At 64.5% G+C, this 26,151-nt stretch carries 26 protein-coding genes, 1 tRNA gene and 1 pseudogene; 16 read left to right on the forward strand and 12 right to left on the reverse strand.

Going from position 1 to position 26,151, the window contains the following annotated elements:
- Nucleotides 1-2 precede the first annotated feature (2 nt).
- Nucleotides 3-1,409: an aspartate kinase gene (locus tag C7C56_RS08305; RefSeq protein WP_106756969.1), complete on the reverse strand. Its 1,407-nt coding sequence runs from the start codon at nt 1,407-1,409 to the stop codon at nt 3-5.
- On the opposite strand from C7C56_RS08305, the gene C7C56_RS08310 reads away from it, so the two are divergent.
- Complete coding sequence (locus C7C56_RS08310; RefSeq protein WP_106756970.1) at nt 1,410-1,655, forward strand: hypothetical protein; 246 nt, start codon at nt 1,410-1,412, stop codon at nt 1,653-1,655.
- Nucleotides 1,652-1,792, forward strand: a complete 141-nt coding sequence (locus tag C7C56_RS28660) for a hypothetical protein (RefSeq protein ID WP_181373068.1) — start codon at nt 1,652-1,654, stop codon at nt 1,790-1,792. The genes C7C56_RS08310 and C7C56_RS28660 overlap by 4 nt, the downstream gene beginning before the upstream one ends.
- Here C7C56_RS28660 and C7C56_RS08315 read toward each other — a convergent pair.
- Nucleotides 1,778-2,734 carry a sulfite exporter TauE/SafE family protein gene (locus C7C56_RS08315; RefSeq protein ID WP_106756971.1) on the reverse strand — a complete coding sequence of 319 codons (957 nt, stop codon included), beginning with the start codon at nt 2,732-2,734 and terminating at the stop codon, nt 1,778-1,780. The genes C7C56_RS28660 and C7C56_RS08315 overlap by 15 nt on opposite strands.
- Nucleotides 2,735-3,193: 459 nt before the next feature.
- Between C7C56_RS08315 and C7C56_RS08320 the strand changes: the two genes are divergently transcribed.
- From C7C56_RS08320 to C7C56_RS08360, 8 genes are all read left to right on the forward strand, one after another.
- A complete protein-coding gene (locus C7C56_RS08320; RefSeq protein ID WP_146204347.1) occupies nt 3,194-4,087 on the forward strand; it encodes a hypothetical protein in 894 nt (297 codons plus the stop codon).
- A gap of 200 nt (nt 4,088-4,287) precedes the next feature.
- Entirely contained in the window at nt 4,288-5,520 is a 1,233-nt protein-coding gene (locus tag C7C56_RS08325) for an efflux RND transporter periplasmic adaptor subunit (RefSeq protein ID WP_106756973.1), read from the forward strand.
- On the forward strand, nt 5,520-6,728 hold the full coding sequence (locus tag C7C56_RS08330) for an ABC transporter permease (protein ID WP_229458418.1): 1,209 nt from the start codon (nt 5,520-5,522) through the stop codon (nt 6,726-6,728). Before C7C56_RS08325 ends, C7C56_RS08330 begins: the two co-directional genes overlap by 1 nt.
- Nucleotides 6,721-7,434 carry an ABC transporter ATP-binding protein gene (locus tag C7C56_RS08335; RefSeq protein ID WP_106756974.1) on the forward strand — a complete coding sequence of 238 codons (714 nt, stop codon included), beginning with the start codon at nt 6,721-6,723 and terminating at the stop codon, nt 7,432-7,434. Before C7C56_RS08330 ends, C7C56_RS08335 begins: the two co-directional genes overlap by 8 nt.
- Nucleotides 7,435-7,708: 274 nt before the next feature.
- A complete protein-coding gene (locus tag C7C56_RS08340) occupies nt 7,709-7,960 on the forward strand; it encodes an AbrB/MazE/SpoVT family DNA-binding domain-containing protein (RefSeq protein ID WP_106756975.1) in 252 nt (83 codons plus the stop codon).
- Nucleotides 7,957-8,352: a type II toxin-antitoxin system VapC family toxin gene (locus tag C7C56_RS08345; RefSeq protein WP_106756976.1), complete on the forward strand. Its 396-nt coding sequence runs from the start codon at nt 7,957-7,959 to the stop codon at nt 8,350-8,352. The genes C7C56_RS08340 and C7C56_RS08345 overlap by 4 nt, the downstream gene beginning before the upstream one ends.
- A gap of 364 nt (nt 8,353-8,716) precedes the next feature.
- Entirely contained in the window at nt 8,717-12,130 is a 3,414-nt protein-coding gene (locus tag C7C56_RS08355; RefSeq protein ID WP_229458420.1) for a DEAD/DEAH box helicase, read from the forward strand.
- Between the two features lie 418 nt (nt 12,131-12,548).
- Complete coding sequence (locus tag C7C56_RS08360) at nt 12,549-12,911, forward strand: type II toxin-antitoxin system CcdA family antitoxin (protein WP_146204348.1); 363 nt, start codon at nt 12,549-12,551, stop codon at nt 12,909-12,911.
- 59 nt (nt 12,912-12,970) lie between these two features.
- Here the strand turns inward: C7C56_RS08360 and C7C56_RS28030 are convergent, their stop codons facing one another.
- Both C7C56_RS28030 and C7C56_RS08370 read right to left on the reverse strand, forming a co-directional pair.
- Entirely contained in the window at nt 12,971-13,297 is a 327-nt protein-coding gene (locus tag C7C56_RS28030; RefSeq protein ID WP_146204349.1) for a hypothetical protein, read from the reverse strand.
- A 15-nt stretch (nt 13,298-13,312) separates the two neighbouring features.
- Nucleotides 13,313-13,388, reverse strand: a tRNA-Phe gene (locus tag C7C56_RS08370).
- Between the two features lie 119 nt (nt 13,389-13,507).
- Here C7C56_RS08370 and C7C56_RS08375 point away from each other — a divergent pair.
- The 3 genes from C7C56_RS08375 to C7C56_RS08385 are packed head-to-tail and all read left to right on the forward strand — an operon-like array spanning nt 13,508 to nt 17,411.
- Complete coding sequence (locus tag C7C56_RS08375) at nt 13,508-14,731, forward strand: FAD-dependent monooxygenase (protein ID WP_370660188.1); 1,224 nt, start codon at nt 13,508-13,510, stop codon at nt 14,729-14,731.
- Nucleotides 14,732-14,790: 59 nt separating this feature from the next.
- A complete protein-coding gene (locus tag C7C56_RS08380) occupies nt 14,791-15,510 on the forward strand; it encodes a DsbC family protein (protein WP_106756980.1) in 720 nt (239 codons plus the stop codon).
- Nucleotides 15,511-15,566: 56 nt separating this feature from the next.
- Nucleotides 15,567-17,411, forward strand: coding sequence for a M61 family metallopeptidase (locus C7C56_RS08385; RefSeq protein ID WP_106756981.1), 1,845 nt, complete (start codon nt 15,567-15,569; stop codon nt 17,409-17,411).
- 156 nt (nt 17,412-17,567) lie between these two features.
- On the opposite strand, the gene trpC is transcribed toward C7C56_RS08385, so the two are convergent.
- The 7 genes from trpC to rpe form a co-directional block, all read right to left on the reverse strand.
- On the reverse strand, nt 17,568-18,371 hold the full coding sequence (gene trpC, locus C7C56_RS08390) for an indole-3-glycerol phosphate synthase TrpC (RefSeq protein ID WP_106756982.1): 804 nt from the start codon (nt 18,369-18,371) through the stop codon (nt 17,568-17,570).
- 8 nt (nt 18,372-18,379) lie between these two features.
- A complete protein-coding gene (locus C7C56_RS08395; protein WP_181373069.1) occupies nt 18,380-18,538 on the reverse strand; it encodes a hypothetical protein in 159 nt (52 codons plus the stop codon).
- A gap of 7 nt (nt 18,539-18,545) precedes the next feature.
- Entirely contained in the window at nt 18,546-19,580 is a 1,035-nt protein-coding gene (gene trpD, locus C7C56_RS08400) for an anthranilate phosphoribosyltransferase (protein WP_106756983.1), read from the reverse strand.
- A gap of 27 nt (nt 19,581-19,607) precedes the next feature.
- A complete protein-coding gene (locus tag C7C56_RS08405) occupies nt 19,608-20,171 on the reverse strand; it encodes an anthranilate synthase component II (RefSeq protein ID WP_106756984.1) in 564 nt (187 codons plus the stop codon).
- A gap of 1 nt (nt 20,172) precedes the next feature.
- Nucleotides 20,173-21,669: an anthranilate synthase component I gene (gene trpE / locus C7C56_RS08410; protein WP_106756985.1), complete on the reverse strand. Its 1,497-nt coding sequence runs from the start codon at nt 21,667-21,669 to the stop codon at nt 20,173-20,175.
- 189 nt (nt 21,670-21,858) lie between these two features.
- Nucleotides 21,859-22,557: a phosphoglycolate phosphatase gene (locus C7C56_RS08415; RefSeq protein WP_106756986.1), complete on the reverse strand. Its 699-nt coding sequence runs from the start codon at nt 22,555-22,557 to the stop codon at nt 21,859-21,861.
- Complete coding sequence (gene rpe / locus C7C56_RS08420; RefSeq protein ID WP_106756987.1) at nt 22,544-23,227, reverse strand: ribulose-phosphate 3-epimerase; 684 nt, start codon at nt 23,225-23,227, stop codon at nt 22,544-22,546. The genes C7C56_RS08415 and rpe overlap by 14 nt, the downstream gene beginning before the upstream one ends.
- A gap of 200 nt (nt 23,228-23,427) precedes the next feature.
- Between rpe and apaG the strand changes: the two genes are divergently transcribed.
- Complete coding sequence (gene apaG / locus C7C56_RS08425; protein ID WP_106756988.1) at nt 23,428-23,799, forward strand: Co2+/Mg2+ efflux facilitator ApaG/CorD; 372 nt, start codon at nt 23,428-23,430, stop codon at nt 23,797-23,799.
- On the opposite strand, the gene C7C56_RS28665 is transcribed toward apaG, so the two are convergent.
- A complete protein-coding gene (locus tag C7C56_RS28665; protein WP_181373070.1) occupies nt 23,800-23,958 on the reverse strand; it encodes a hypothetical protein in 159 nt (52 codons plus the stop codon).
- A 10-nt stretch (nt 23,959-23,968) separates the two neighbouring features.
- On the opposite strand from C7C56_RS28665, the pseudogene mltA reads away from it, so the two are divergent.
- Both mltA and C7C56_RS08435 read left to right on the forward strand, forming a co-directional pair.
- A pseudogene (gene mltA, locus C7C56_RS08430) lies at nt 23,969-25,197 on the forward strand (murein transglycosylase A).
- A 101-nt stretch (nt 25,198-25,298) separates the two neighbouring features.
- Nucleotides 25,299-26,075, forward strand: coding sequence for an enoyl-CoA hydratase (locus C7C56_RS08435; RefSeq protein WP_106756989.1), 777 nt, complete (start codon nt 25,299-25,301; stop codon nt 26,073-26,075).
- Nucleotides 26,076-26,151 lie beyond the last annotated feature (76 nt).

The raw sequence follows: 26,151 nt of genomic DNA on the forward strand, positions 1-26,151 counted from the left end.
ATTTACTTCGCGTTGAAAAACTCCGCGTGAATCAGGCTCAGGGCCAGGCGCCGGTCTTGGCGGTCGACCAGCATATAGGCCGCCACTTCGCTCGCGCCCGCCGCGCTCATGGTGACGCGCACGCCGCCGGCGAGCGCCGCCGACAAGGCCCGGCTGGCGATCGCGCTGCCCACGTTCGAGGCGTCGAGAACGCCGTCTCCGACCACCGCCACGATGGCGACCGCGTCGTTGCGGCTGACCTCGACGACGCCGGCCATGTGGTGGGTCGCCAGCGCCTCGTAGGCGGCGTCGAGATGCTCGCGCGAGAGCAGCACGTTGATCGCCGTTTGCGCCGTCAGGACGCTCTTGATGTTGATGCCGTTACGATCCAACGTGGAGGTGACCTCGGCCAGGATGCCGGGCTTGAAGCCCACACCCGGGCCGTGCAGCTTGAGGATGGCCACATCGTCGGTTGACGAGACGCTCTTGACGACATCGTGGGTGACGGTGCGCTCGCCGTCGATGACGGTGAACGCGTGCAGGCCAAGGTCGGGACGCGTGATGTTGAGGATGCGGATCGGGATCGCCTGGTCGAACAGCGGCTCGACCGTGCGCGGATGGAGAATCTTGGCGCCAAAATAGGACAGCTCGGCCGCCTCCAGGTAGTGCAGCCGGGCGATCGAATGGGGCGCCTCGACCGCGCCTGGGTCGGCGCTCAGGAAGCCGTCCACATCCTTCCAGACGTCGAGCGATTCGGCGCCGATGCAGCGCGCGATCGACGCGGCCGAGTAGTCGGAGCCGCCGCGCCCGAACAGGGTCGTCTTGCCGTCCCGGCTCACGCCGTAGAAGCCGGGCACGACCACGATGCCGTCGCCGGCCAGGGCCGCCGACACCTGCGCCGCGCTGGCCTCGAAATCGCAGGCGGCGTTGCCGAACACGCCGTCGGTGAACAAGCCGATATCCTCGGGCAGGGCCTCGCGCGCGGCGATGCCGCGGCTTTGCAGCACCGCCGTCAGCAACAGGCTCGAGAGGCGCTCGCCATAGCTGAGGATGACATCGTTGACGAAGTCGGGGACGTCGCCGATGTAGTGGATGCCGGTCAGGAAACGCTCGAGCTGGTCGAGGCGGGCGTTGAGGGCCGCCTCGGTGCTGGCGCGCTGCCGCAGGTCGGCGATGTTGGCGTCCAGGATCTCCTTCTTCAGGGCGCGCAAGGTCAGCGTGTAGTCGCGGCTCTCGGCCAGCGCGGACAGCTTGCCGGCGCCCTCCTTGGCGGCCTGGACGCAGGCGACGAGCGCGTTGGTGATGCCGAAAAACGCCGACACCACCAGCACCAGCGGGCGCTGGTAGGTTTGCACGACATTGACCACGCGGTCGATGTCTTCGGGGCGGCGCAGGTTGGAGCCACCAAATTTGACGACGATTTTCTTCATTTGCTGATCCTGGACAAGCACTGCAATTATTGGGCCTTGGAAGTATGGGCGCGGGCCCGGTCCTTGTCAAAGTTCTCCTGGGACGCGCGGAAGCTGACCACTGCGCGGTTCGTCTATGCCGTCCCGCGGGGCCGCGCTTCGGACCTTTCCCGTCTTCAACTGGAAAAGGCCGTCATGGACGTTCCGGTCGTGCTCGCGTCGCTGCTGCTCATGCTGGCGGTGTACCCCGGCGCGGCGATAGCGTGATCCTGTTCGTCCCGCTTTGCGCGCCGCTCGGCGCGCGCCTGGCCGATCCGGGCGCCGCGCCGCCGATGTTCAGCGGCGTGTTCATGGAACAACTGGTGGCCTTCGTCAGGCTGTATTACGCTTCAAGCGAGCAGTGATTTGTACAAGTTGAAGCAGCTGACAATACTGATCAGTGTGCCAACGAGGAGCAGCAAGGCGCGTGTTGCCAGCCGTTTTGTGACCAACGCGGCGAAAGGCGCGGCAAACAAGCCGCCAATGACGAGGCCAAGCACCAGTACCCAAACCCCGGTCCCGATCATCAGCGCGAAAGCGGTCGCGCCGGCCAGCGCCAGGTAAAACTCAGCGAAGTTAACCGAGCCGATTGTCGTGCGTGGATCGCAACCGGAGCCGACCAGTGAAGTCGTGACCACAGGCCCCCATCCGCCGCCGCCCGCAGAATCGACAAAGCCGCCGAACAAGGCGAGCTTGCCGACATGGCGGGGCTGGTCCTTGCGTGGAGAGATCTTGCGCCATGCTTTGCTCAGGATGTACAGACCCATGATGAGCAGGTAGGCCGATATGAAAGGCTTCAATGCCTTACCGTCGATTTGCGTCACCAGCACCGCGCCAAGAATCGCCCCGATCATGCCTGGCACCAGCAAGCGCAAGAACAGCCTTTTGTCCACATTTCCCAGTTTTGCATGCGCCACCCCCGATACCCCGGTGGTGAAGATCTCAGCGATGTGGACGCTGGCGCTGGCCATTGCGGGTGTGGCGCCCACGCTCAGCAGGAAGGTCGTCGAGGTAATCCCATAGGCCATGCCGAGCGCTCCGTCGACGGCCTGGGCGAAGAAGCCGACCGCCACTGCGGCCCAGAACATCCTGTCGGAAAGGGTTTGCTTGACAAGCGAAAGCACGGTGCCGGAATCGTTCCCTTGGAGGAAGCGGGCCAGGACAAATATCACCAGCGTTAGCATGACCAGTGAGGTGAAGCCCATGGCCAGGCGAATGGCCAGCGGCAGTGGCGGGTTGGGATCTTGCGCTGCAAGCTGCGCACCTGGCTGCGCCGATATGCGCCCCAATTTCCGATACAGCTTCATGGTCTTCCCTTTTTCAGCGCTCTTGAATATGAATCCCGAACAGTAGCCGCATTTGATTAATACGGGAACGACACTTTTTCCCTTGTCTTATGACTTTCGTGTATAAACCGGCCGTTTTCGAATGCGGGGCGCGTGGCGGCGAGCGGCTGACCGAATCGACCATCAAGGAGAGCCTGGCGCATGGATTGAGCGGCGGGCGGTTACACGTAGTCTTTGATGAAATCGCCGTATGCGCGCCGATCGATTGCGCGCGGCGAAGTGGCGGCGATCGCCGCTGCGTATGGGGGGGCGCCGGTCGCCGTCAAAACCGGACGCGAACCACGGCACAGGGTTGTCGCGCGCAGCCAACGAACTAAAAGGGTGGCGAGAAAATCAGCAGGTTCCCGAATTGAGTGGCTGAAAGCGCGGTGTTTCAGTTCATAATTACATTTTTATCAACACAGGGAGTTCGGAATGTTTATGACCGCCATTCATGGGAGGCCCGCGAGGTCCTTCGCCGTCCTTGCATTGGTTCTGATTGGGATGTGGCTCGCGGCGCTCTATCTTGGGCTTCGACCCGAAGTGAAGGCTTATAGCAATCAGCCGGTATCGGACGCCCTGAGCGGGATCAACGCGCTGTTCGCTGGGATCGCCGTTGCCGGCGTGATCTTAACCCTGTTTCTACAGATGCATGAAGCGAAAATAATGGGGGAGGAACTAGAGAAAACCGCACAGGCCAACTTGGAAATGGTCAGGGCGAATGTGAGGATGGCGACGCGGGCGGATGAGCGCGCGGTGTTGGACTTGTTCCAGACCTACTGCAGCGAATACTTCCAGGTCGTGAAGGATTCCTCGATGAGCGTATTGATCCCCTGTGTCGCGAGCAAAGATTATTGCGATTTCGTCGTCAGCCGCTTGTTCGTGGCCGACCAGTTGCTGTTCCCCCCGGGATGCTGGGAGAAGGTGTCGCGTGTGAGCCGCTCCAGAAGCCTGGACGAGTTCGTCCTCCAGGAGCAGCGCGACCGGTACAAGTTGGACGAGTTGATCAATTTCTTCACGCTGCTGGTGGGGCTGAGCAATTCACGCGAAGCGATCGCGCGCTGCGATTTTTCGTATTCCTGGTGGCGCCCCTTGTTATGGATGATCGCCATTCAGCAGGAAAAACGCTACGCGGCCAGTGAAACGGTCAGAAAATACGCGACACCGCTTTACCTAAAGGCGGTGGTTCAGGGATTGGACGAGATATACGGAATGGCCCCGTTTTCTACCGATGGCCAATTGTGGGATTTTTTCGTCAATCATCCAAAATTGGCGAGCCATGGCATGGACGAGAGGTACAGGGAGCTTGCGATTGGCCGGGAAACAATAACGTGAACGGTTGACCGCTTGCAGACGAGGTGCCAGGCGGGGCGAAAAACGCGCCGTGTGGCGTGCCACGCAAGCGATTTTCAACCAAGCATGGCGCGCGTGTGCAAGATGGGAAACGTTCAGCGATGTGTGTCGCGGGCCCCGAAGTGGGGCGCCGAAGGCCGCCCAGAGTCCCATGAGCAATATTCGGTTAGCATGGTGCCACTATGCCTATTCCAATCCACTCGATGAAACGCTTCCTCGTCCTTTCCACCGTCGCCGCTTTGGCCTTCGGGGCGCTGGCGTGGGTGCTCGTGCAGAAAACCCGCGGGCCGGCCCTGGCCGGTTACCAGGTGGCGGCGCGGCCACTGGTGCAAACCGTCGTCGCCACCGGCCGCGTGGCGGCCGTGTCGCGCGCGCAGGTCGGCAGCGCGGTGACCGGGGTGGTGCTCGCGCGCCGCGTGCGCGAGGGCGACCTGGTGCGGCCCGGCGACGTGCTGGCGGTGTTGCGCGCCGACGAACTGGCGGCCGCCGTTCGCGAGGCGCAGGCCGCCCTGGCCCAGTTGCAGCAGTCGACACGTCCGCAGGCGCAGGCCAGCCTGCGCGCGGCGCAGGTGCGGTTGGAGCAGGCCAGCCGCGAAGCCAAGCGTCGCCGCGACCTGTTCGCGCAACGGATGATCACGCGCGAGACGATGGAGCAGGCGGTGCAAGCCGAGACGCTCGCCCGCAGCGCAGTCGAGCAGGCGCAGCTGACCGCCCGTTCGCTCGTGGCCGGCAACCCCGGCGAGGCGGCGGCGCGCGCCCGGGTGGCCAGCGCCGAAGCGCAGTTGGCCAAGACCACGATCCGCGCCGAGGTCGCCGGCACCGTGCTCACCCGCAACGCCGAACCGGGCGACCTGGTGCAGCCCGGCCGCGTGTTGTTCGAAATCGCCCGCAGCGGCGACACCGAGATCCTGGTGCCGCTCGATGAAAAAAACCTCGAGGTGCTCGCCATCGGCCAGGCGGCCATGTGGGTCGCCGACGCCTATCCGCTGCGTCCGTTCCCGGCCAGGGTGGGCTTCATCGCCCCCAGCATCGATCCGCAGCGCGGCACGGTGGACGTTCGCCTCACCGTGGCCCCGGTGCCCGGATTTTTGCGCCAGGGCATGACCGTCTCGGTGAACGTGGAAACGGGCCGCCGCGGCAGCGCCATCGTCGTGCCGAACGACGCGCTGGCGGCCACCGACGGCAGCCAAGCCGCCTTGTGGCTGGTCGAGGACGGCCGCGCCACGCGGCGCCAGGTGCGGCTCGGCTTGCGTGGCCTCACCCAGACGGAAGTGACGGCCGGTTTGCGGGTCGGCGACTGGATCCTGGCCGACGCCGAGGCCGCGCTGGCACAAGGCGGCCGGGTGCGGGTGGTGGCCACCGGGCTGGGCGCCGACCCCGCAACGCGCAAAGAACTGCCGGTCAAGCTGGACTGATGCCGATGTGGATCGAGTGGACCATCGCCACCAGGTTCCTGCGTGAGGGCAAGGCGCAGAGCACCCTGATCCTGGTCGGCATCGCCGTGGGGGTCGCGGTGATCGTCTTCCTCACCGCGCTGATCACTGGACTGCAGGGCAACATCATCAACCGCACCCTGGGCACCCAGGCCCACATCAAGGTGCAGCCCACGCAAGAGAGCAACCGGATCCTGCCGGTCGCCGCGGGAAGCGCGCACCTGCTGCTCGAGAGCAAGCGCGCCCAGCGCCTTCGCTCGATCAACAACTGGCAGCAGGTGCGCGATGTGCTCGACACGCTGCCGCAGGTGACGGCCGTGTCGCCCTTGATCTCCGGGCCGGCGTTCGCGCGGCGCGGCGAGGCGCTGCAGTCGGTGGCGCTGGTGGGCATCGACGCGCCGCGTTACCTGCGCATCATCCCGGTCAAGGATGACATGGTCGCCGGCGTGTTCCGCATCGGCGCCGGCGACACCGTGATCGGCAAGCAGCTCGCGACCGACCTCGGCATGCGCGTGGGCGACAAGCTGCGCCTCGACGGCGGCCAGGGGCGCGAGAGCGTGGTCAACGTCGCCGGCATCTTCGAGCTCGGGGTGCGCGAGCTCGATGCGCGCTATGTGTACCTGGACATGAAGCAGGCGCAGTCGCTGCTCAACCTGCCTGGCGCGGCGACGATCATCGACGTCACGGTCGACGACATCTTCGCCGCGCAGACGATCGCCGCGCGCATCGCCCGCCTGACCGGCTTGAAGGCGGAAAGCTGGATGGAAACCAATGCCCAGCTGATGAACGCCTTGCGCTCGCAGAGCCTCTCGACGCAGATGATCAGCGCTTTCGTGGCCTTGAGCGTGGCGCTCGGCATTGCCAGCGTGCTGTCGGTGAGCGTGGTCCAGCGCACCCGCGAGATCGGGATCCTGCGCGCCATGGGCACCACGCGGCAACAGATGCTGGGCGTGTTCCTGGTCCAGGGCGCGCTGTTCGGCCTGGCCGGTTCGCTGCTCGGCGCCGCAGCCGGCTATGGCCTGGTGGGCGCGTTCAACACCTTCGGGCCAAAACTGTTCTACATCCCGGTCGATCCATGGCTGCCGCTGGCGGCGACGGCGCTGGCAACGGTGACCGGCATCCTGTCGGCGGCCGTGCCGGCGCGGCGCGCCGCCTCGCTCGACCCGGTGGAGGCGATCCGCCATGTCTGAGCACGACGCCAGCGAGGAGATACTGCGCCTGCAAGGCCTGCGCAAAAGCTACAACGTCGGCAAGCCCACCGAGGTGGAGGTGCTGCACGGGCTCGACCTGCGGCTGCAACGGCGCGACTTCGCCGCGCTGGTGGGCGCGTCCGGCTCGGGCAAGAGCACGCTGCTCAACGTCATCGGCCTGCTGGACCGGCCGACGGCGGGCGAATTGTTCCTGCTCGGCGAGCCCACCCGGGACATGGACGACGCCAGGCGCACCGCGCTGCGCGGCAGCGCGATCGGCTTCGTGTTCCAGTTCCACCATCTGATCCAGGCCTTCACCGCGCTCGAGAACGTGCTCATGCCGCTGATGGTGGCGACCGGCAAACCAAGCCGCGAGCAGACTGAACTGGCCCGCAACCTGTTGGCCCAGGTCGGCCTCGAGGGGCTCGACCAGCGCAAGCCCGACCAGCTCTCCGGCGGCCAGCAGCAGCGGGTGGCGGTGGCGCGCGCGCTGGTGACCCACCCGGCGCTGCTGCTGGCCGACGAGCCCACCGGCAACCTCGACACCAAGTCGGCCGCCGAAGTGTTCCAGCTGTTCCGCAAATTCAACCGGGAGTTTGGCTGCGCGGTGTTGCTGGTCACGCACGATCCGCGCATGTCCGAGCAGTGCGACCGCACGATCAAGCTGGTGGACGGCAATATCGAGAGCGATGATGGACTTGGCTAGTGGGGAAAAGCCCGACACAACTTGGTGGCGCTTGGCAGCCTGTCCGTGCCGGAAAAAGTGGCGGGAACAAGGAATTGTGAATCCACAAAACAAGAACGCCAACCGGTGATGGTTGGTGTTGCGTCGGCTATGTTCCTGGAGGCCCGGGGCGGGATCGAACCACCGGCACAAGGTTTTTCAATCCTCGCGTCAACCAGGTGCCCTCGCTCAATTGAATGTAAGGCGAACTTGCATTACACTTCACGAACCAGATTTTAACGGGGGGGCATGCACAATGGCGATATTGACTGTTACCGCACGAGGGCAGGTGACGCTTCGAAAAGAGGTGCTGCAGCACTTGGGTATCAAGCCCGGCGACAAGATCGAAATCGACTTGCTGCCGGATGCAAGGGGCGTGCTGCGAGCCGCTCAGCCAAGCGGGAAAATAGGCGGTTTCGTTGGCTTGCTCGCAGGTCGGACGAAGAAAGTCGCGACCTTGGAGGAAATCAACGAGGCGTCTGCGCGAGCCTGGGCCGGAAAACCGTGAAGGTAACGGTCGATACGAACGTCCTCGTTCGCGCTGTCGTGCAAGATAATCCCGCGCAGGCGCAACTCGCTGCCAAAGTCTTGCTGGATGCGACATTGATCGCAGTGGCTTTGCCTTGCTTGTGTGAATTTGTATGGGTATTGCGCAAAGTTTACGGCTTCCCGGCTGCGGATGCGGCGCTGGCGATTCGCGCGCTACTGGACACCGCAAACGTAGAAATGAATCGACCCGCTGTTGAGGCCGGACTGACTGTGCTTGAGGCGGGTGGAGATTTCGCGGACGGCGTCATTGCGTATGAGGGAAATTGGCTTGGTGGCGAGACCTTTGTTTCCTTTGATAAAAAGGCGGTCGCGCTCCTCGCCGCGCAAGGTCAATCCGCGCGTAAGTTGTAAGTTGTAAGTTGTAAGTTGTAAGTTGTAAGTTGTAAGTTGTAAGTTTGACAGGGTGGCGGAACGTTGCGCGTTATTCCGCTTAAGAACGAACAAATGCCCGCAAGGACTCGGCCGTGCAGTGCTTTGTTTCTTGTCTTCGATTCCGCCCCATCTATTATTTGACGAACTTGCAATTCAGGACACTAGCCGAAACCAAGTCTTTTGATGTTATTGGTGGTCATGGGCGCGTGGCCCTCCGGTAGCAGCGCCAGACGTTCGTCACCAAGACGAAACCGCTGCGATACGCCTCTGTATAATCCTCAAAGGCGTGTCGCCGCGCGCCGCTGGCCGCGGCCGCACAGCCAACCTTAAAACGCCTCGACTCATGATTGATTTGGCATTCAACTCCGAAGATGTGCTCCTTGCGGTCGGACCCGCCTTGTACGAGGCGGGCATGGAAATCGTGGCGTCGAACCTGGTGCGCGTACTTGACCATGGCGTCGCTAACGTCGACGCCACTGTTGACGATGCACACGGCAAACGTCATGTGCAGTCGGTGCGCATGCCCGGCAAGGACGGCGCGCTCAATATCGACGACGCTTGCACTTGCGGGCGTGCGCCATGCGAGCATGTTGCGGCCGTGCTCATCGAATTGCTGCGCCTGGCCCAACTCAATTGGGGAACCAGCAGGCGCAAAAAGAGCGCCGGTCCGGACCTGCCGGTCCGTCGCATCGCCCCGGCGGCCCGGGCCACGCGACCGAAACGCCCCGAAAAAATTAGCCAGCCCGCGGCGGTGGCTGTGCCGCCGCGCCTGTTCTTCGCACTGCTGGCCGACCCGTCGTCCGGAGCGCCCGTGCTCGCCGCGTGTTACGTGCGCATGGCAGCGAAGGGCGGACAACTTAGCCTGATCCGGGTCGACGATGTTGCCGCCCTGCTCAGCACGCCGCCCTTTCCGCTCGAAGCGGGCGACCGCCGCATGATCGACCAGTACCTATCCCTGCGAGGCGCCGGTGGCGGCCCGGTCACGCTCAGCGGCTCGAAAGGCGCCGCGCTGCTCGAGGCACTGCTGGAGGCGGGCAAACTGGTGGATAAAGGCGCGCTGCGGGCATTGTCAAGTACCGGACCGGAGCGCGTGCTCAAAGGGCCGCCCCGTACCGGTGAGCTGGCGTGGCGCGCCGATATCAATTCTCTGACCCTGGCATGGCGTTTTGCGCAGGCGCCCGGTGCCCGGGATCCGGACGCGTCCCACTATATAGAACAGGTCCTGCCCACCGATCCGCCGTGGTATGTGCATCAGGATGCGTGCGGCGTGCTCATGGTCGCCGGCGGCGCGCACGGGGCGGCGGCGTTGTCGGCGCTGGTGCATGAGCGGATTACCATCGGCGGGGGCGATGCGGGCCCGGTGCTGCGCCAATTGTGCCGCGACGGTCGCGCGCATGCGCTGCCAGTCCCCGACGCCGCGCAGCTAAGCTTGTTGAAAGGGCCGCCGGTCAGCACCGAATTGCTGCTCGGTTGCGCCGCCCGGCCTGCATCGCCCCACGCGGCGCAGGGGACGAGCATGGATTTTTACGACTACGCAATGCTTGTCGTGACCCGCGGCGCCCAGCAGATGAGCGCATCGAGCGAGCAATCGCCGGTGCCGCCAGAGAACGCGCCGGCCTGGATTGAAGAACTCTTGAGTTGCAACGCGCCGGTGAGCCAGGCGCTCGCGCGCCTCGGACAGGCCGGCTTTGCAGCGCCCGACGACGCGCTCGCGAACAGCATGAGCGTGCGGGGCGCCTTGGTGTTGCCCAGCAGTGCACACTGGCTTGCTTTCGCGCACACCATCCTGCCCGAGTTGCAACAGTGCGGCTGGAAGGTGCGGAAGATGGGCAGCTACCGTTATGACGTACTCGCCGTCGATGATTGGTACAGCAGCTTCGAGGCGGGCAGCGGGCAGGCGTGGTTTGATCTGGAGATCGGCATCATCGTTGGCGGGCAGCGCATCGCCTTGCTGCCCATTCTGGTCAAGCTAATCCAACGTTCGCCCGGCGCGTTCACGCCGGCGTTTCTCGCGCGCCAGGCGGACGACGAATTAATGATGCTCGCCGTGCCCGATGGCCCGCGTGTGGCCCTGCCGTGGGGGAGAATCAAGCTGATCCTGGGGGTGCTGGACGAGTTGTATTTCAGCGCCTGCAGCGGCGCCGTCCTGCGCCTGTCGCCGCTGGACGCGGCGCGCGTGGCGCAGTTGGCCGGACACGCGGGCATGCGATGGCACGGGGGCGAGCGGCTCAGCGCGCTCGAGCGTGAAATGCACGCCTTCGACGGCGTCACGCCGGTCGCGCCACCGGCCACGCTACAGGCCAGTTTGCGCCACTACCAGCGCGAAGGGCTGTCATGGATGCAATTCCTACGCCAATACAATCTGGCGGGCATTCTGGCCGACGACATGGGACTGGGCAAGACGGTGCAGACGCTGGCACACATTCTTGTGGAAAAGGAGGCGGGGCGTCTGACACTGCCGGCCCTGGTGGTTGCGCCGACCAGCCTGATGGGAAACTGGCAGGACGAGGCGGCGCGCTTCGCGCCCGGGCTCAAGGTGTTGTTGCTGCACGGCGCGCAACGCCACGGACAGCTTGGCGCGCTGGCCGGCTACGATCTGGTGCTGACCACCTACGCGCTAATGTCGCGCGACGAAGATGCGCTGCGGCGCCAGCGCTTCCACCTGTTGATCCTGGACGAAGCGCAATATATTAAAAATCCCCGTTCCCGCGCCGCGCAGACGGCGTGCCTGTTGAACGCGAACCACCGGCTTTGCCTGACCGGCACGCCCCTGCAAAACCACCTGGGCGAGCTGTGGTCGCAGTTCCACTTCCTGCTCCCCGGCCTGCTTGGGCGCGAGCCCGAGTTCAACCGTGATTTCCGCCAGCCGATCGAACAGCTCGGCGACACCGCGCGCAACGCCTATCTGGTGCGGCGCATCAAGCCGTTTCTGCTGCGCCGGACCAAGGATGTCGTCGCCAAGGAATTGCCGCCAAAGACGACCATGATGCGCTTCGTCGAACTGAGCGGCATGCAACGCGATCTGTATGAGACGGTGCGTGTCGCGATGGACAAGAAGGTCAGGGACGCCATCGCCGAACGCGGCGCCGCGCGCAGCCACATCGTCGTGCTTGAGGCGCTGTTGAAATTGCGCCAGGTATGCTGCGACCCCCGCCTGCTCGGACCGGAGCGGTTTGACGCCGACGCCGCCAATTCGGCCAAGCTGGCCGAACTGCTCACGATGCTCGACGCGCTGCTGGCGGAAGGGCGCAAGGTTCTCGTATTCTCCCAATTCACCAGCATGCTGGCGCTGATCGAAACCGAATTGGCGGCGCGCGACATCGCCTACGTCGTGCTGACGGGACATACCAGGGACCGGGCCGACGTAGTGCGCCAATTCCAGCACGGCGCGGCGTCGGTGTTTTTGATCAGTCTGAAAGCCGGAGGGGTGGGCCTGAACCTGACCGCGGCCGACACTGTCATCCATTACGATCCATGGTGGAATCCCGCCGCGGAGGATCAGGCAAGCGACCGGGCATGGCGCATCGGACAGGACAAGCCCGTATTTGTCTACAAGCTCATCGTCCGGGATACGCTGGAGGAAAAGATCCAGTTGCTTCAGGAAAAAAAGGCATCAATGGCGGCGGCCGTGCTGGACGGCGAATTCGAGGCCGATGGCCAGCTCAGCGCCGACGACCTGCGGGACATCTTTGCCCCTCTGTCCGCGCCAGTGGCAGCTGCGCCCGAGTCGTCGGGGCGATTGCCTGCGCCCGGGTAGGGCTTGCCGGCGGCGCCGTCGATGAATCCGCCGATGGAGGGCGGCCCGCTCACGGTTGTTGCCCGGCCAACGGCCGACAAAGAACTTGCTTAAGCTGCTTGGGCGGCTTTGCTCGGCCCGGCGCCGACGCCGACAGCACCAGCAGCACCACCACCGTCATATCCGCCATTGGCGGACATGACTCCCCGCGCAAGCGGGGACCCATACTGAACCAGCAAATATTTGACGTTCGAACCTTTAGGCCAATGCACTAAACGGTTCGATCCCAAAACAAAACACCACCATACATTCCCGGGGCGGTCAGATGGGTCAATATTTCGGGGTCAACTCTAACCACAAGCGGGGGGGGAATTGGCGTTGGCACTGTTCGACGCACGGGACGGAGGTCCGGGCACATGCGATGGGTCTTGCAGTACGATTGCATGAAGACATAGAGGGAAATATGTTGAAGGAAGTCGGAGCCAGTGGCCGAATATCACCGGGAAAGAAATATGCGGGGAAGCTGTTCGACGTCATCCTTCATCCTGATGACAGGATCGAACTGATACCAGTGAGGGTAGTTGCGGCGGCGTGTCCTCTGGCACCGCAAATTGTTCAGGCGCCTGATGGATGGGTGCCGCCCGGCGGTTACGATGGATGCACGAAGTGGGCCCTGGACAACCGCGAAGCTCTCGAGCACTATGCGCGCGAGATCGAGGATCAGGGAACCGCTGCGGAGCAACTACAGCGTTTTTTGGACGGGCACCCGGAAATAATGTCTGGCGATCATTTCGAAATTTGATGTCTTCGTCAATCCGAACGAGGCCGCCAAACCTCGGTTGTTTCGGCTCTGGCGTCCGCCTATTTTCCAGCTGGCTTGTCGCGAGATGTCGGCGTCAGGTGTTCGATGACACCATTTCGGCTGATGACGATGGAAGTGCCAGTCGACTTCGCCAGGTCGTGGGCGCGCTGCGAGGCACGTTCCATGGCTTTCTGAGAAAGTCGCAGGTCACGGTCGTGGGCCAGATCGATAGGAAGTTTATTCATACGCGGGGGCGCTTCTTCTTCCATGCTCAACACTCCATCTGAGTGCGTATCGCTTGCATGCCGATCAAGGCCGGCAATGGGCCGGACAAACATCATTTCTGTTTCACAAACAAAAACGCCAAGCTTGAAGGCTTGGCGCAATGGTTACGATGTTCTTGGTGGCCCGGGGCGGAATCGAACCACCGACACAAGGATTTTCAATCCTCTGCTCTACCGACTGAGCTACCAGGCCAAGAGGCATGATTATAGACACTCAAACTGAACATTGCAAGAAGACCTTGGCAACTTTCGCGCAAATATGCGTACAAAGCCCCCAAAGCGCGGTCCCGCGCAGCCGCTATAATGCTTTGCATGAATAGTCCAACTTCCTCCCTGCATAGCCAGAGCGATGTGTGCATCGTCGGCAACGGCGCGATCGCCAAGACTTCCGCGCTCGGGTTCGCCCAGGCCGGCCACAGCGTCACCCTGCTGGCGCCGGCCGCCGCGCCGGCCCCCGCCGATGCCGCCGCCGGCGCCGCGGAGCAGCCCTGGGACGTGCGCGTCTACGCGCTCAACCACACCGCCCACACCCTGCTCTCGACACTCAAGGTATGGGGCGCGCTCGACGCCGAGCGCGTCGCCGCCGTCGATTCGATGGTCGTCAACGGCGACGGCGCCCAGCCCGGCGACCTGGCCTTCGACGCCTTTGGCGCCCACGTCGGCGCGCTCGCCTGGATCGTCGAGGACCGCAACCTGAACCAGGCGCTCGACGCCGCGCTCAAATTCGCGCCCAACGTCCATATAGTGCAAGGCCGCGCCACCGGCATCGCCAGCGACGACGCCGGCGTCACCGTGCAGCTCGAAGGCGGCGCCAGCATCTCGAGCGCGCTGCTGGTCGGCGCCGACGGCGGCCAGTCGTGGGTGCGCGGGCAGTGCGAAATCGGGATCGACTACCGCTCCTACCACCAGCGCGCCGTGGTCACCAATTTCTCCTGCGAGAAGCCGCACCACGGCGTGGCCCACCAGTGGTTCACCGGCGCCGAGGGTGTGGTGGCGCTGCTGCCGCTGCCGGGCCAGCGCGTCTCGCTGGTGTGGTCGGCGCCCGACGCGCTGGCCGACACGCTCATGCAAGAGACGCTGAGCGAACTGGCCGTGCGCCTCGGCGTGCTGTGCGAGGAAAAACTCGGCGCGCTGCGCCCGCTCACGCCCGAGATGGTCAAGGATGTGCCGCTGGTGCTGATCCGTCCGCACGCGATGACCGCGCCGCGCGTGGCGCTGGTGGGCGACGCCGCCCACGTGGTACATCCGCTGGCCGGCCACGGCATGAACCTCGGCTTTGCCGACGTCGCCGAACTGCTCGCCACGGTCGCCGCGCGCGAAGCGCAGCGCGGCATCGGCGACGCGCGCGTGCTGGCCCGCTACGCCAGGGCCCGCAAGGAGGATGTGTTCCTCATGCAGTTGGCCACCGACGGCCTGGCGCGCCTGTTCGGCACCGAACTCGAGCCCCTGCGCGTTGCGCGCAATTTGGGATTAAACTTGCTGGATAAATTGCCCATGATCAAGCGCCGCCTGATGGCGCACGCGATGGGAAAGTAATTTAGGCCGCTAGGCGACAGGGGGAATGTTCCCCATAACAAGGATTAACTGGAGAACCCATGGTAAAAACAAAAATCGTATTGACGCTGTTCGCGGGCCTGCTGGCCACCGGTGCGAACGCGCAGACGACCGAAGACAACATCCGCAAGGCGATCGAGCCGCGGCTGCGGCCCGGCACCAAGATCGTGTCGATCAAGCCGACGCCTTACGGCGGCCTGTACGAATTGCGGGTTCCCGGCGAGATCATCTACACCGACAAAAAAGGCGAGTACCTTTTCATCGGCCAGGTGATGGAAGCCGCGTCGGGCAAGAACCTGACCGAGGAGCGCCTCGCGGAGATCAACAAGATCAAGTTCTCGGACCTGCCAACCTCGATGGCCCTGAAAATGGTCAAGGGCAACGGCAAGCGCGTGATGGCCATTTTTGAGGATCCCAACTGCGGCTACTGCAAGAAATTCCGCAAGGAGACGCTCACCGTCCTCGAAAACGTCACCGTCTACACCTATATGCTCAACATCCTGTCGCCCGATTCGGCCGTCAAGTCGAAAAACATCTGGTGTTCGGCCGACCGCAACAAGGCCTGGGACGAGTGGATGCTGAACAACAAGCTGCCGCCGACCGCCCCCGCCGCCTGCATCGCGCCCAACGAGCAGATTTCCGAGCTCGGCCGCAAGTACCGCATCGATGGCACGCCGGCCATCATCTTCACCGACGGCAGCCGCATCGCCGGCGCGGTCGACGCCAAGGCCATCGAAGCCAAGTTCGCAACCATCAAATAAGCTTCGCAGGGAGAGCCGCGGTTGGCCCCGGCTTTCCCGCCGACTCCAGAAACCACATGAAGAAAACCGCGCCTAAAAAGCTGTCCTCCCAGCAGTCCGCCCAACAGTCCGCCCGGGTCCAATACAGCATCGTGCCAAAGGATCTGGCCGGCCACCTGTTCGAGGTGACCCTGCGCGTGGCGACCCCGGCGCCCGAGGGCCAGGTGCTGGCGCTGCCGGCCTGGATCCCGGGCAGCTACATGATCCGCGAGTTTTCGCGCAACGTGGTGCGCATCTCGGCAGAGTCGGGCGGCAAACCCATCGCCCTGGCCAAGATCGACAAGCACACCTGGCAGGCCGCGCCCGCCAAGGGCGTTCTCACGGTGCGCTACGAAGTCTATGCCTGGGATTTGTCGGTGCGCGCGGCGCACCTGGACCAGACCCACGGGTTCTTCAACGGCACCAGCGTCTTTTTGCGCGTGCTGGGGCAGGAGGAAACGCCGCACCAGGTCGACATCGAGCGGCCGTCCGACGCCGCGGCCAAGAGCTGGCGCGTCGCCACCTCGCTGCCCGAGCTGGGCGCCAAGCGTTACGGTTTTGGCAGCTACCTCGCGGCCGACTACGATGAATTGATCGACCATCCGGTCGAGATGGGCGACTTCGCCCTGGCCAGTTTCAAGGCGCACGGCATCGCGCACGACATCGTCATCTCCGGACGCGTGCCCAATCTGGACATGGCGCGCTTGCAGGCCGATTTGAAGGCGATCTGCGAAACCCAGATCGCGTTCTTCGAGCCCAAGACCAAGCGCGCGCCGATGGACCGCTATGTGTTCCTCACGCTGGCCGTGGGCGACGGTTACGGCGGGCTCGAACACCGCGCCTCGACCGCGCTAATCTGCGCCCGCGCCGACCTGCCCAGCACCGCCGCACCCAAAACGCCCGAGGTCGGCGAAGGCTACCTCAAGTTCCTCGGTCTGTGCAGCCATGAGTATTTCCACACCTGGAATGTGAAGCGCATCAAGCCGGCCGCCTTCGCGCCCTACGACCTGCAGGCCGAGACCTACACGCCGCTGCTTTGGCTGTTCGAGGGCTTCACCAGTTATTACGACGACCTGATGCTGATCCGCAGCGGCATCATCAACGAAGAGGCTTACCTGAAGCTGGTCGGGAAAACCATCGGCAGCGTGTTGCGCGGTAGCGGGCGCGGCAAGCAGAGCGTGGCCGATTCGAGCTTCGACGCCTGGGGCAAATACTACCGACAGGACGAAAACGCGCCGAACGCGATCATCAGCTACTACACAAAAGGTTCGCTGATCGCGCTCGCGTTCGACCTCACGATCCGCGCCAAGACGGCCGGCGCGAAGTCGCTCGACGACGTCATGCGCGCGCTGTGGCAGCGCTATGGGCGCGACTTTTATCCGACCGTGGGGCGCGGCGTGACCGAGGCCGAGGTCGAGGCCCTGTTCGACGAGGTGAGCGGACTCAAACTCAAACCGCTGTTCGACCGTTTCGTGCGCGGCACCGAGGACCTGCCGTTGGCCAAGCTGTACGCGCCGTTCGGCGTCAAACTGGCCGACGCGCGCAAGAGCGCCAAGCCGTCGTTCGATGTCGGCATCGGGCGCGACGGGGCGGACTGCAAGCTGTCGCAGGTGCACGAAGGCGGCGCCGCGCATTGCGCGGGCATGTCGGCCGGCGATGTGCTGGTGGCGCTCGATGGTCTGCGCGTCTCTGGCAGTCCTGGGAGCCTGGACGGTTTGCTGGCGCGCTACCGCGTCGGAGACACGGTGGCTGTGCACGCGTTCCGGCGCGATGAGCTGATGACCTTCAGCGTCACGCTGCAGGGCGACCGGGTGCCGGGCATCACCTTGTCGCTGACGGGCGACGCCAAAAAATCGGCGAAGCCAGTGCGCCCCAGCGCGTGAGAAGAAGTAGCGTCGCTGACTTCGGCCCGCGAAAGCGGGGTGAGGCGGGCGGCGAGCCTAATTTTCGCATACCCCGCGAAAAAAAACTCTGACCCCGGTTTCGCTCGCAGCGCCAAAATGCGGTCGACCTGACCTCGATTGCAGGCCGACAGGCTGCTAGCGTTTGAACAGGCGTTCCAGTTCGACGCCTGGTTCGGGCGCGCGCATGAACACCTCGCCGACCAAAAACGCGTTGACGTTGGCGTCGCGCATGCGCCGGACGTCGTCGGGCACCATGATGCCCGACTCGGTCACCACCAGTTTTTCGGCCGGGATGCGTGGCAGCAGGTCGATCGTGGTCTGCAGCGAGGTTTCGAAGGTGCGCAGGTTGCGGTTGTTGATGCCCACCAGCGGCGTGCGCAGTTTGAGTGCGGCGCTCAGTTCGTCGCCGTCGTGCACCTCCACCAGCACGTCCATGCCCAGTTCGTGCGCGCAGGCCTCGAGTTCGGCCATCAGGCCGTGGTCGAGCGCGGAGACGATCAGCAAGATCGCGTCGGCGCCCATCGCGCGCGCCTCGTAGACCTGGTACAGGTCGATCATGAAGTCCTTGCGCAGCACCGGGATCGCGCAGGCCGCGCGCGCCGCCTTCAGGTAGGCCGCCTCGCCCTGGAAAAAATTCACGTCGGTGAGCACCGAGAGGCAGGCGGCGCCATGGGCCGCATAGCTGGCGGCGATGTCGGCGGGACGGAAATCGGCGCGCAGCACACCCTTGGACGGCGAGGCCTTTTTGACTTCGGCGATCACGCCCGCGTTGCCGGCGGCGATCTGCCGGCGCAGGCTCGCCTCGAAGCCGCGCACATCGCGGCGCGCTTCGGCGTCGGCCTCGACGTCGCGGCGCAGGCTGGCGAGATCGCGGTGCTTTTTGGCGGCGGCCACCTCGTCGGCTTTCACCGCGAGGATCTGGTTCAGGATGTCGGACATGGGTGGGGTCAGTGTTGTTTCGACAGGGCGAGTTTGACGCCGAGCCAGATGAACAGGCCGCCGGTGACCCTGTTAAGACAGGGCGACACCAGCGGGCTTAATTTGAGGCGGGCGCTCGCGGACGCCGAAAACAGCGCCAGTGCGGAGCACCACAACGTGGATGCCAAACATCTGCTAGCAGGCGCCCAGTTGCTGGGTCACCTGCACGAACTGATCGAGCTTGGCGCGCGCGGCGCCCGACTCGATCGCGGCGCGCGCTTTTGCCAGGCCGTCGGGAATCGACGCGGCCACGCCGGCGGCGTACAGCGCGGTGCCGGCGTTGAGGGCGACGATGTCGTATGGGGCGCCCGGCGCGCCGCTGAGCGCCTCCATCATCATTGCCTTCGAGGCGGCGGCGTCGGCCACCTTGAGGTTGCGGCTGGCGATCATCTGCAGGCCGAAGTCTTCGGGGTGGATGTCGTACTCGCGGATCTCGCCGTTGACCAATTCGCCGACCATGGTGGCGGCGCCGAGCGAGACTTCGTCCATATTGTCGCGGCCGTACACTACCACCGCATGCTGGGCGCCGAGGCGCTGCAGCACGCGCACCTGGATGCCGACCAGGTCTGGATGGAACACGCCCATCAGGATGTTCGGCGCGCCGGCCGGATTGGTGAGCGGTCCGAGAATGTTAAAAATCGTGCGCACCCCGAGCTCGCGCCGCACCGGCGCGGCGTGCTTCATGGCCGCGTGGTGGTTGGGCGCGAACATGAAGCCGATGCCGCTTTGCGCGATCGACTGGGCGATCTGCTCGGGCTTGAGGTTGATGTTCGCGCCCAGCGATTCGAGCACGTCGGCGCTGCCCGACGAGGACGACACGCTGCGCCCGCCGTGCTTGGCCACGCGCGCGCCGGCGGCGGCCGCGACGAACATCGAGGCGGTCGAGATATTGAAGGTGTGCGCGCCGTCGCCGCCGGTGCCGACGATGTCGAGCAGGTTGGTGGTGTCGGCCATCGGCACCTTGGTCGAGAATTCGCGCATCACCTGGGCGGCCGCGGCGATCTCGCCGATGGTCTCCTTTTTAACGCGCAGGCCGAGCGTGAGCGCGGCGATCATGGTCGGCGACATCTCGCCCGACATGATCAGCCGGAACAGGTGCAGCATCTCGTCGTGGAAAATCTCGCGGTGTTCGATGCAGCGCAGCAGGGCTTCTTGTGGGGTGATCGGCATGATTGGATCCTAGGTGTCGTAGGGACTTCAGCGTACGAGAAAATTCTTCAGCAATGCATGGCCGTGCTCGGACAGGATCGACTCGGGGTGGAACTGCACACCCTCGATGTCGAATTCCTTGTGGCGCACGCCCATGATCTCGCCGTCGTCGGTCCAGGCGGTCACTTCGAGGCAGGCCGGCAGCGAGGCGCGCTCGATCGCCAGCGAGTGGTAGCGGATCACCGTGAACGGGCTTGGCAGATCCTTGAAAACACCCACGCCGGTATGCGCGATCAGCGAGGTTTTGCCATGCATGACCTGCTTGGCGCGAATGACCTTGCCGCCGAACGCCGCGCCGATGGCCTGGTGGCCGAGGCACACGCCCAGAATCGGCAGCTTGCCTTTGAACTGCCGAAAAATGTCGATCGAGATGCCCGCTTCGAGGGGGGTCTTGGGGCCGGGCGAGATGCAGATGCGGTCGGGCCGCATGGCGCCGATCTCTTCAATCGTGATCTCGTCGTTGCGGTAGGTGCGCACCTCCTCGCCCAGCTCCCCGAAGTACTGCACCAGGTTGTAGGTGAACGAGTCGTAGTTGTCGATCATCAGCAGCATGTCAGAGCTCCCCATCGAGGCCGTCTTGCACCTGTTCGGCCGCGCGCAGCACGGCGCGCGCCTTGTTTTCGGTTTCCTGCCATTCCATCTCGGGAATCGAGTCGGCCACGATGCCGGCCGCGGCCTGCACGTACAGCATGCCGTCCTTGATCACGCCGGTGCGGATCGCGATCGCCACGTCCATTTCGCCGCCGAACGAGAGGTAGCCGCAGGCGCCGCCGTAGATGCCGCGCTTGGTCAGTTCGAGTTCGTCGATGACCTCCATCGCGCGCACCTTGGGCGCGCCGGTCAGGGTCCCGGCCGGGAAGGTCGCGCGCAGCACGTCGAGGTTCGACATGCCCTGTTTGAGCTTGCCCTCGACGTTCGAGACGATGTGCTGCACATGCGAGTATTTTTCGATCACGAGGCGGTCGGTCACCTTCACGCTACCGGTCTCGGAGATGCGTCCGAGGTCGTTGCGGGCGAGGTCGATCAGCATCACGTGCTCGGCGATTTCCTTCGGGTCGGCCAGCAGCTCGGCCGACAATTCGGCGTCGCGCTCGGGCGTGGCGCCGCGCGGGCGGGTGCCGGCGATCGGGCGCAGCGTGACCTTTTTGGTGCCGTCCGGCGCGGTCTCGTTGCGCACCAAAATCTCGGGCGAGGCGCCGACGATCTGCATGTCGCCAAAATTGTAGTAATACATGTACGGCGAGGGGTTGAGCGAGCGCAGCGCGCGGTACAGCGTCAGCGGCGAGTCGACATACGGCTTGCGGATGCGCTGGCCGATCTGCACCTGCATCAGGTCCCCGGCCATCACGTATTCGTGGGCCCGCGCCACCGCCTTGAGGTAGTCCTGCTTGTCGAAGTCGCGGATCGCCTCGGTGCGCACCGAACTCGATGTGACGGGGGCGTCGACGCCGCGGCGCAGCATCATGCGCAGGTCTTTGAGGCGCTGGCGCGCCTTCGAAAACGCCTCCGGCTGCGCCGTGTCGGCGTACACGATCAAATAGAGTTTGCCCGACAGATTGTCGATCACGGCCAGCTCTTCGGTCACCATCAGGTTGATGTCCGGCAGGCCGAGGTCGTCCTTGGGCATGCTGTGGGCGAGCCGGGTTTCGATGTGGCGCACGGTGTCGTAGCCGAAGTAGCCTGCCAGGCCGCCGCAAAAGCGCGGCAGTCCGGGGCGCAGCGCCACCTTGAAGCGGGCCTGGAACTGTTCGATGAAATCGAGCGGGTTGCCCTCGTGCGTTTCGATGACCTTGCCGTCCTTGACGATCTCGGTGCGCTGGCCGAAGGTGCGCAGCACGGTCGTCGCCGGCAGGCCGATGAACGAATAGCGGCCGAAGCGCTCGCCGCCGACCACCGATTCGAGCAGGAAGGTGTTTTTGCCCGCGTTCTGGGTCTGGGCCAGCTTGAGGTACAGGGTGAGAGGGGTTTCGAGGTCGGCGAAGGCTTCGGCGATCAGGGGAATGCGGTTGAAGCCTTCGGCGGCCAACGATTTGAATTCGAGTTCGGTCATGCTTTTTCTCCAGGCCGCCAGCGTGGGTGTGGCGGTGGGTTTCTAAAAACCTGTCGGCGCGCGTGCGCTGCCGACAGCAATCAAGTGGGTTTACTTAGCCCAGGATTGCCAGCGTCGCCAAAGCCAGGCCTCAATCGAGCCGGTTTGCGTGACAGTGTGTTTTTGGATGAAAAACATGCGTGTTTGGTTTCAGTTTGCTGTGGTGTTATGCGAACTAATCAGGGTTGCCGCGTCTAGCAGCGTATTAACTATACCATCTGAATCGGTTTCGTGTATAGCCCGTCCATGGTTGTAACCGTAGGGCACGGTGAGCACGAAGCAGCCGGCCGCGCGCGCGGCCTCGGCGTCGTTGGAGGAGTCGCCGATGGCCACCACCTGTTCCGGCGCCAGCCCGAAGTCGGCGCACACCCGCAGCAGCGGCATCGGGTCGGGCTTTTTGCGGGGTAGGCATTCGCCGCCGTAGACGACCTCGAAGTAGGGCGCGAGGCCCTTTTTTGCAAGCAGCGGCGCGGCGAAGGCGAGCGGCTTGTTGGTCACGCAGGCGAGCCGCAGGCCAAGCCCGCGCAGCGCGTCGAGGCCTTCGACCACGTCCGGGTAGAGCACGCTGTGGATGCCGTTGACGGCGAGGTAGTGGCGCTGGTACGACAGCATCGCGGCGGCGAAGTCCTGCTCCACGCCGGCCGCGTCGAGGTCGAGCGCGAGCACGCCGCGGATCAGATTCTCCGAGCCCTTGCCGACCATGTGCTTGATCTGCTCTTCGCTGATCGGGCCCATGTTGAACTCGGCGCGCATGCCGTTGATCGCCACGTGGAAGTCGGGCACCGTGTCGAGCATGGTGCCATCGAGGTCGATGATGGCGGCCCGGATCGGCCCGTTACCGGCCCGCATGCGCGCCCACCGTCGCCAGTTCCACGCGCATGGCGTCGATGACGGCCTTGTAGTCGGTCTTGCCAAAAATCGCCGAGCCGGCCACGAAGGTGTCGGCGCCGGCCGCCGCGGCGGCCGCGATGTTCTCGGTCTTGATGCCGCCGTCGACCTCGAGCATGATGTCGCGGCCCGAATCGTCGATCATGCGGCGCGCCAGCGCGATCTTTTTAAGCGCCCCGGGAATGAACGACTGGCCGCCAAAGCCCGGGTTGACCGACATGATCAGGATCATGTCGATCTTGTCCATCACATGGTCGAGGAAGTGCAGCGGGGTGCCCGGGTTGAACACCAGGCCGGCCTTGCAGCCGTTGTCGCGGATCAGCTGGAGCGAGCGGTCGATGTGCTCCGACGCCTCCGGGTGGAAGGTGATGATGTTGGCGCCGGCCTTGGCGAAGTCCGGGATCAGGCGGTCGACCGGCTTGACCATCAGGTGCACGTCGATCGGCACCTGCACGTGCGGGCGGATCGCCTGGCACACCAGCGGGCCGATGGTCAGGTTGGGGACGTAGTGGTTGTCCATGACGTCGAAGTGGATGATGTCGGCGCCGGCGGCGACGACGTTGCGCACTTCCTCGCCGAGGCGGGCGAAGTCGGCGGACAGGATGCTGGGGGCGATGCGGTAGGTGGTCATGGCGTGGCCGGGCAGTTATGGATGCGCTATTTTACGCTGCGCCCGGAAACTTATCGTGCCGGCCCCCAATCGGGCCGCCCATTGTATGATTGCATCGAAGGCGCGCCTGGGCGGGCGCTTATATGTACACGAACATGCGCACGAACATGCGCACGAATATGCGCACGAGCAATTTTAATAGTTCTTACCAAGGATATCCCATGGAATACGCTTTCGACGTCAACGTCAAGACCCAGTACATCCCGGAGCAGTCGGACCCCGAGCGCCCGCTGTTCGTGTTCAGTTACGCGATCACGATCAAGAACACGGGCACGGTGGCCGCGCAGCTCATTTCGCGCCACTGGGTCATCATTAACGGCAACAACCAGACCGAGGAGGTGCGCGGCCTCGGCGTGGTCGGCCATCAGCCGCTGCTGCAGCCGGGTGAGCAGTTCGAATACACGAGCGGCACCCAGATCTCGACGCCGCAGGGCTCGATGTTCGGCGAGTTTTTCTGCGTGGCCGAGGACGGGCACCAGTTCGAGGCCAAAATCCCCGAATTCATGCTCTCGCTGCCGCGCACGCTGCACTGATCAAGCGGGCGGGAGGTCGTCGCCCGGAAGCTTTTTCTCGGGCGGCGCCTGTGCGATCCGCTCCTGTTTTTCGGGCTCACGGCCCGAAAACATCGTCCACCAGACGATGAACACCAGCAGGCCCAGCGCCGCCGCCGCCTCAACCATCAATAGCCACATACCGATCCCCATGTCATATACACGCCGTAGTTTACCCGTTTCGGCCGGCCTCGGCACGATCGCCTGCGCCGCCGTGCTGGCCGCCTGCACCACGCCGGCGCCAAGGCCGCCGCTCGTGATGCCGCCGCCGGTGCTGGTGGTGTCGCCGCCCCTGGCCTTGCCGCCGGCGGAGCCCGAGGTCGCGCCGGCGCCGGCGCCGCTGCTCACGCCAAGCACCTTCGCGGCGCTGCCGGGCTGGCAGGGCGACGACCTGCGCGAGGCCTGGCCCGCGTTCATGGCCTCGTGCGGCGCGCTGGGCAAAAAGCCACAGTGGGCCGCGCCATGCGCGACGGCGCGCGCGCTCGACGGCGCCAACGGCGCCGGGGTGCGCGAATTTTTCGAGTCCAATTTCGTGCCGCACCAGGTGCGCGCGGCCGGCGGCGCAGACACCGGCCTGATCACCGGCTACTACGAGCCGCTGCTGCGCGGCGCGCGCAAACGCGGCGGCGCCTTCCAGACGCCGCTGTACGGCGTGCCCGACGACATGGTCACGGTCGAGCTGGCCGGGGTCTATCCGGCGCTCAAGACGATGCGCTTGCGCGGGCGCGTGGTCGGCAAAAAAGTGGTCCCCTACGACACGCGCGCCGAAATCGCGGCCTCCGGCATCGCCGGCAAGGAGTTGCTGTGGGTCGACGATGCGGTCGAGGCCTTCTTCCTCGAGGTGCAAGGTTCGGCAGGGTCGCGCTCGACGGCGGGCGCGAAACGGTGCGCGTCGCCTATGCCGACCAGAACGGCCATCCGTACAAGGCGATCGGCCGCTGGCTGGTGGAGCAGGGCGAAATGACCGCGGCCCAGGCCTCGGCCCAAAGCATCAAGGCGTGGATCGTGGCCAACCCGACGCGCCGCCAGGAGCTGTTCAACGTCAATCCGAGCGCGGTGTTTTTCCGCGAGGAGCGCCTGCCCGATCCGCGCGTCGGCCCCAAGGGCGCGCTCGGCGTGCCGCTCACGCCCTCGCGCTCGATCGCGGTCGACCCGTCCCATCTGCCGCTTGGCGCGCCGGTGTTCCTGTCGACCACGCAATCGAACAGCGAGGTGCCGATGCAGCGCCTGGTCATGGCGCAGGACACCGGCGGCGCCATCCGAGGCGAAGTGAGGGCCGATTTTTTCTTCGGTTTTGGCCATGAGGCGTCGGAGAACGCGGGACGCATGAAGCAGCGCGGGTCGCTTTGGGTGTTGCTGCCAAAGCCGGCCGCGCCGTGAGGTTTTGCTACTAAAACTGGCGCAAAACATGATTTCTTGAGCACGCAGGGGCTACAATCTGCGTTTTCGTCCAGCTCTTATCTTATTAAGGTATGTATCCCATGGAATATTCAGATCTGCTGATCGAGACCCACGGCCGCGTCGCCGTGATCCGCCTGAACCGTCCCAAGGCGCTCAACGCGCTCAACGACAACATGATGAACGAGCTCGGCGACGCGCTCTATAAATTCGACGCCGATCCGGCGATCGGCTGCATCATCCTGACCGGCAGCGAAAAAGCCTTCGCCGCAGGCGCCGATATCGCGGCCATGGCCAATTACGATTATGCCGACACCTTCGGCGGCAATTACATCGGCCGTAATTGGGAGCACATCCTCAATGTCCGCAAGCCGGTCATCGGCGCGGTGTCCGGCTTTGTGCTCGGCGGCGGATGCGAACTGGCGATGATGTGCGACTTCCTGATCGCGTCCGATACCACCAAATTCGGCCAGCCAGAAATCCGCGTCGGCGTCACCCCGGGCGCGGGCGGCACCCAGCGCCTGCCGCGCACGATCGGCAAGTCGAAGGCGATGGACATGCTGCTGACGGCGCGCATGATCGACGCGGCCGAAGCCGAGCGCACCGGATTGGTGTCGCGTGTCGTTCCCGCCGATAAGCTGATGGAGGAGGCGATCGCGGTCGGCACGACCATCGCGGCCATGTCTGTCACGGTGGCGATGGCGATCAAGGATAGCGTCAACCGCGCATTCGAGACCACGCTGACCGAGGGCGTGCGCTACGAGCGCCGTTACTTCCACGCCGCGTTCGGGACGCCGGCGCAAAAGGAGGGCATGTCAGCCTTTCTCGCCAAACGCGCGCCCAACTTCGACGGACTTTAAGACGAGTGCCGGCGGCGTGCCTGGCTGGCGCCGCGGCGCCGGCCCCGCGCATTTCGCCAATGTCGGGATCGGCCGG

It is taken from the genome of Massilia glaciei, from assembly GCF_003011895.2.
Classification (GTDB): domain Bacteria; phylum Pseudomonadota; class Gammaproteobacteria; order Burkholderiales; family Burkholderiaceae_D; genus Telluria_A; species Telluria_A glaciei.

Coding starts and splice junctions, on each gene's coding strand:
- C7C56_RS08355 (WP_229458420.1), top strand. CDS start 8,717: ATGATTGATTTGGCATTCAACTCCGAAGATGTGCTCCTTGCGGTCGGA.
- trpE (WP_106756985.1), bottom strand. CDS start 21,669: ATGACCGAACTCGAATTCAAATCGTTGGCCGCCGAAGGCTTCAACCGC.
- C7C56_RS08325 (WP_106756973.1), top strand. CDS start 4,288: ATGCCTATTCCAATCCACTCGATGAAACGCTTCCTCGTCCTTTCCACC.
- C7C56_RS08405 (WP_106756984.1), bottom strand. CDS start 20,171: ATGCTGCTGATGATCGACAACTACGACTCGTTCACCTACAACCTGGTG.
- C7C56_RS08305 (WP_106756969.1), bottom strand. CDS start 1,409: ATGAAGAAAATCGTCGTCAAATTTGGTGGCTCCAACCTGCGCCGCCCC.
- C7C56_RS08320 (WP_146204347.1), top strand. CDS start 3,194: ATGACCGCCATTCATGGGAGGCCCGCGAGGTCCTTCGCCGTCCTTGCA.
- C7C56_RS08340 (WP_106756975.1), top strand. CDS start 7,709: ATGGCGATATTGACTGTTACCGCACGAGGGCAGGTGACGCTTCGAAAA.
- C7C56_RS08375 (WP_370660188.1), top strand. CDS start 13,508: ATGAATAGTCCAACTTCCTCCCTGCATAGCCAGAGCGATGTGTGCATC.
- C7C56_RS08315 (WP_106756971.1), bottom strand. CDS start 2,734: ATGAAGCTGTATCGGAAATTGGGGCGCATATCGGCGCAGCCAGGTGCG.
- C7C56_RS08415 (WP_106756986.1), bottom strand. CDS start 22,557: ATGCGGGCCGGTAACGGGCCGATCCGGGCCGCCATCATCGACCTCGAT.
- C7C56_RS08330 (WP_229458418.1), top strand. CDS start 5,520: ATGCCGATGTGGATCGAGTGGACCATCGCCACCAGGTTCCTGCGTGAG.
- C7C56_RS28665 (WP_181373070.1), bottom strand. CDS start 23,958: ATGTGGCTATTGATGGTTGAGGCGGCGGCGGCGCTGGGCCTGCTGGTG.
- rpe (WP_106756987.1), bottom strand. CDS start 23,227: ATGACCACCTACCGCATCGCCCCCAGCATCCTGTCCGCCGACTTCGCC.
- C7C56_RS08435 (WP_106756989.1), top strand. CDS start 25,299: ATGGAATATTCAGATCTGCTGATCGAGACCCACGGCCGCGTCGCCGTG.
- trpD (WP_106756983.1), bottom strand. CDS start 19,580: ATGCCGATCACCCCACAAGAAGCCCTGCTGCGCTGCATCGAACACCGC.
- apaG (WP_106756988.1), top strand. CDS start 23,428: ATGGAATACGCTTTCGACGTCAACGTCAAGACCCAGTACATCCCGGAG.
- C7C56_RS08385 (WP_106756981.1), top strand. CDS start 15,567: ATGAAGAAAACCGCGCCTAAAAAGCTGTCCTCCCAGCAGTCCGCCCAA.
- C7C56_RS08335 (WP_106756974.1), top strand. CDS start 6,721: ATGTCTGAGCACGACGCCAGCGAGGAGATACTGCGCCTGCAAGGCCTG.
- C7C56_RS08380 (WP_106756980.1), top strand. CDS start 14,791: ATGGTAAAAACAAAAATCGTATTGACGCTGTTCGCGGGCCTGCTGGCC.
- trpC (WP_106756982.1), bottom strand. CDS start 18,371: ATGTCCGACATCCTGAACCAGATCCTCGCGGTGAAAGCCGACGAGGTG.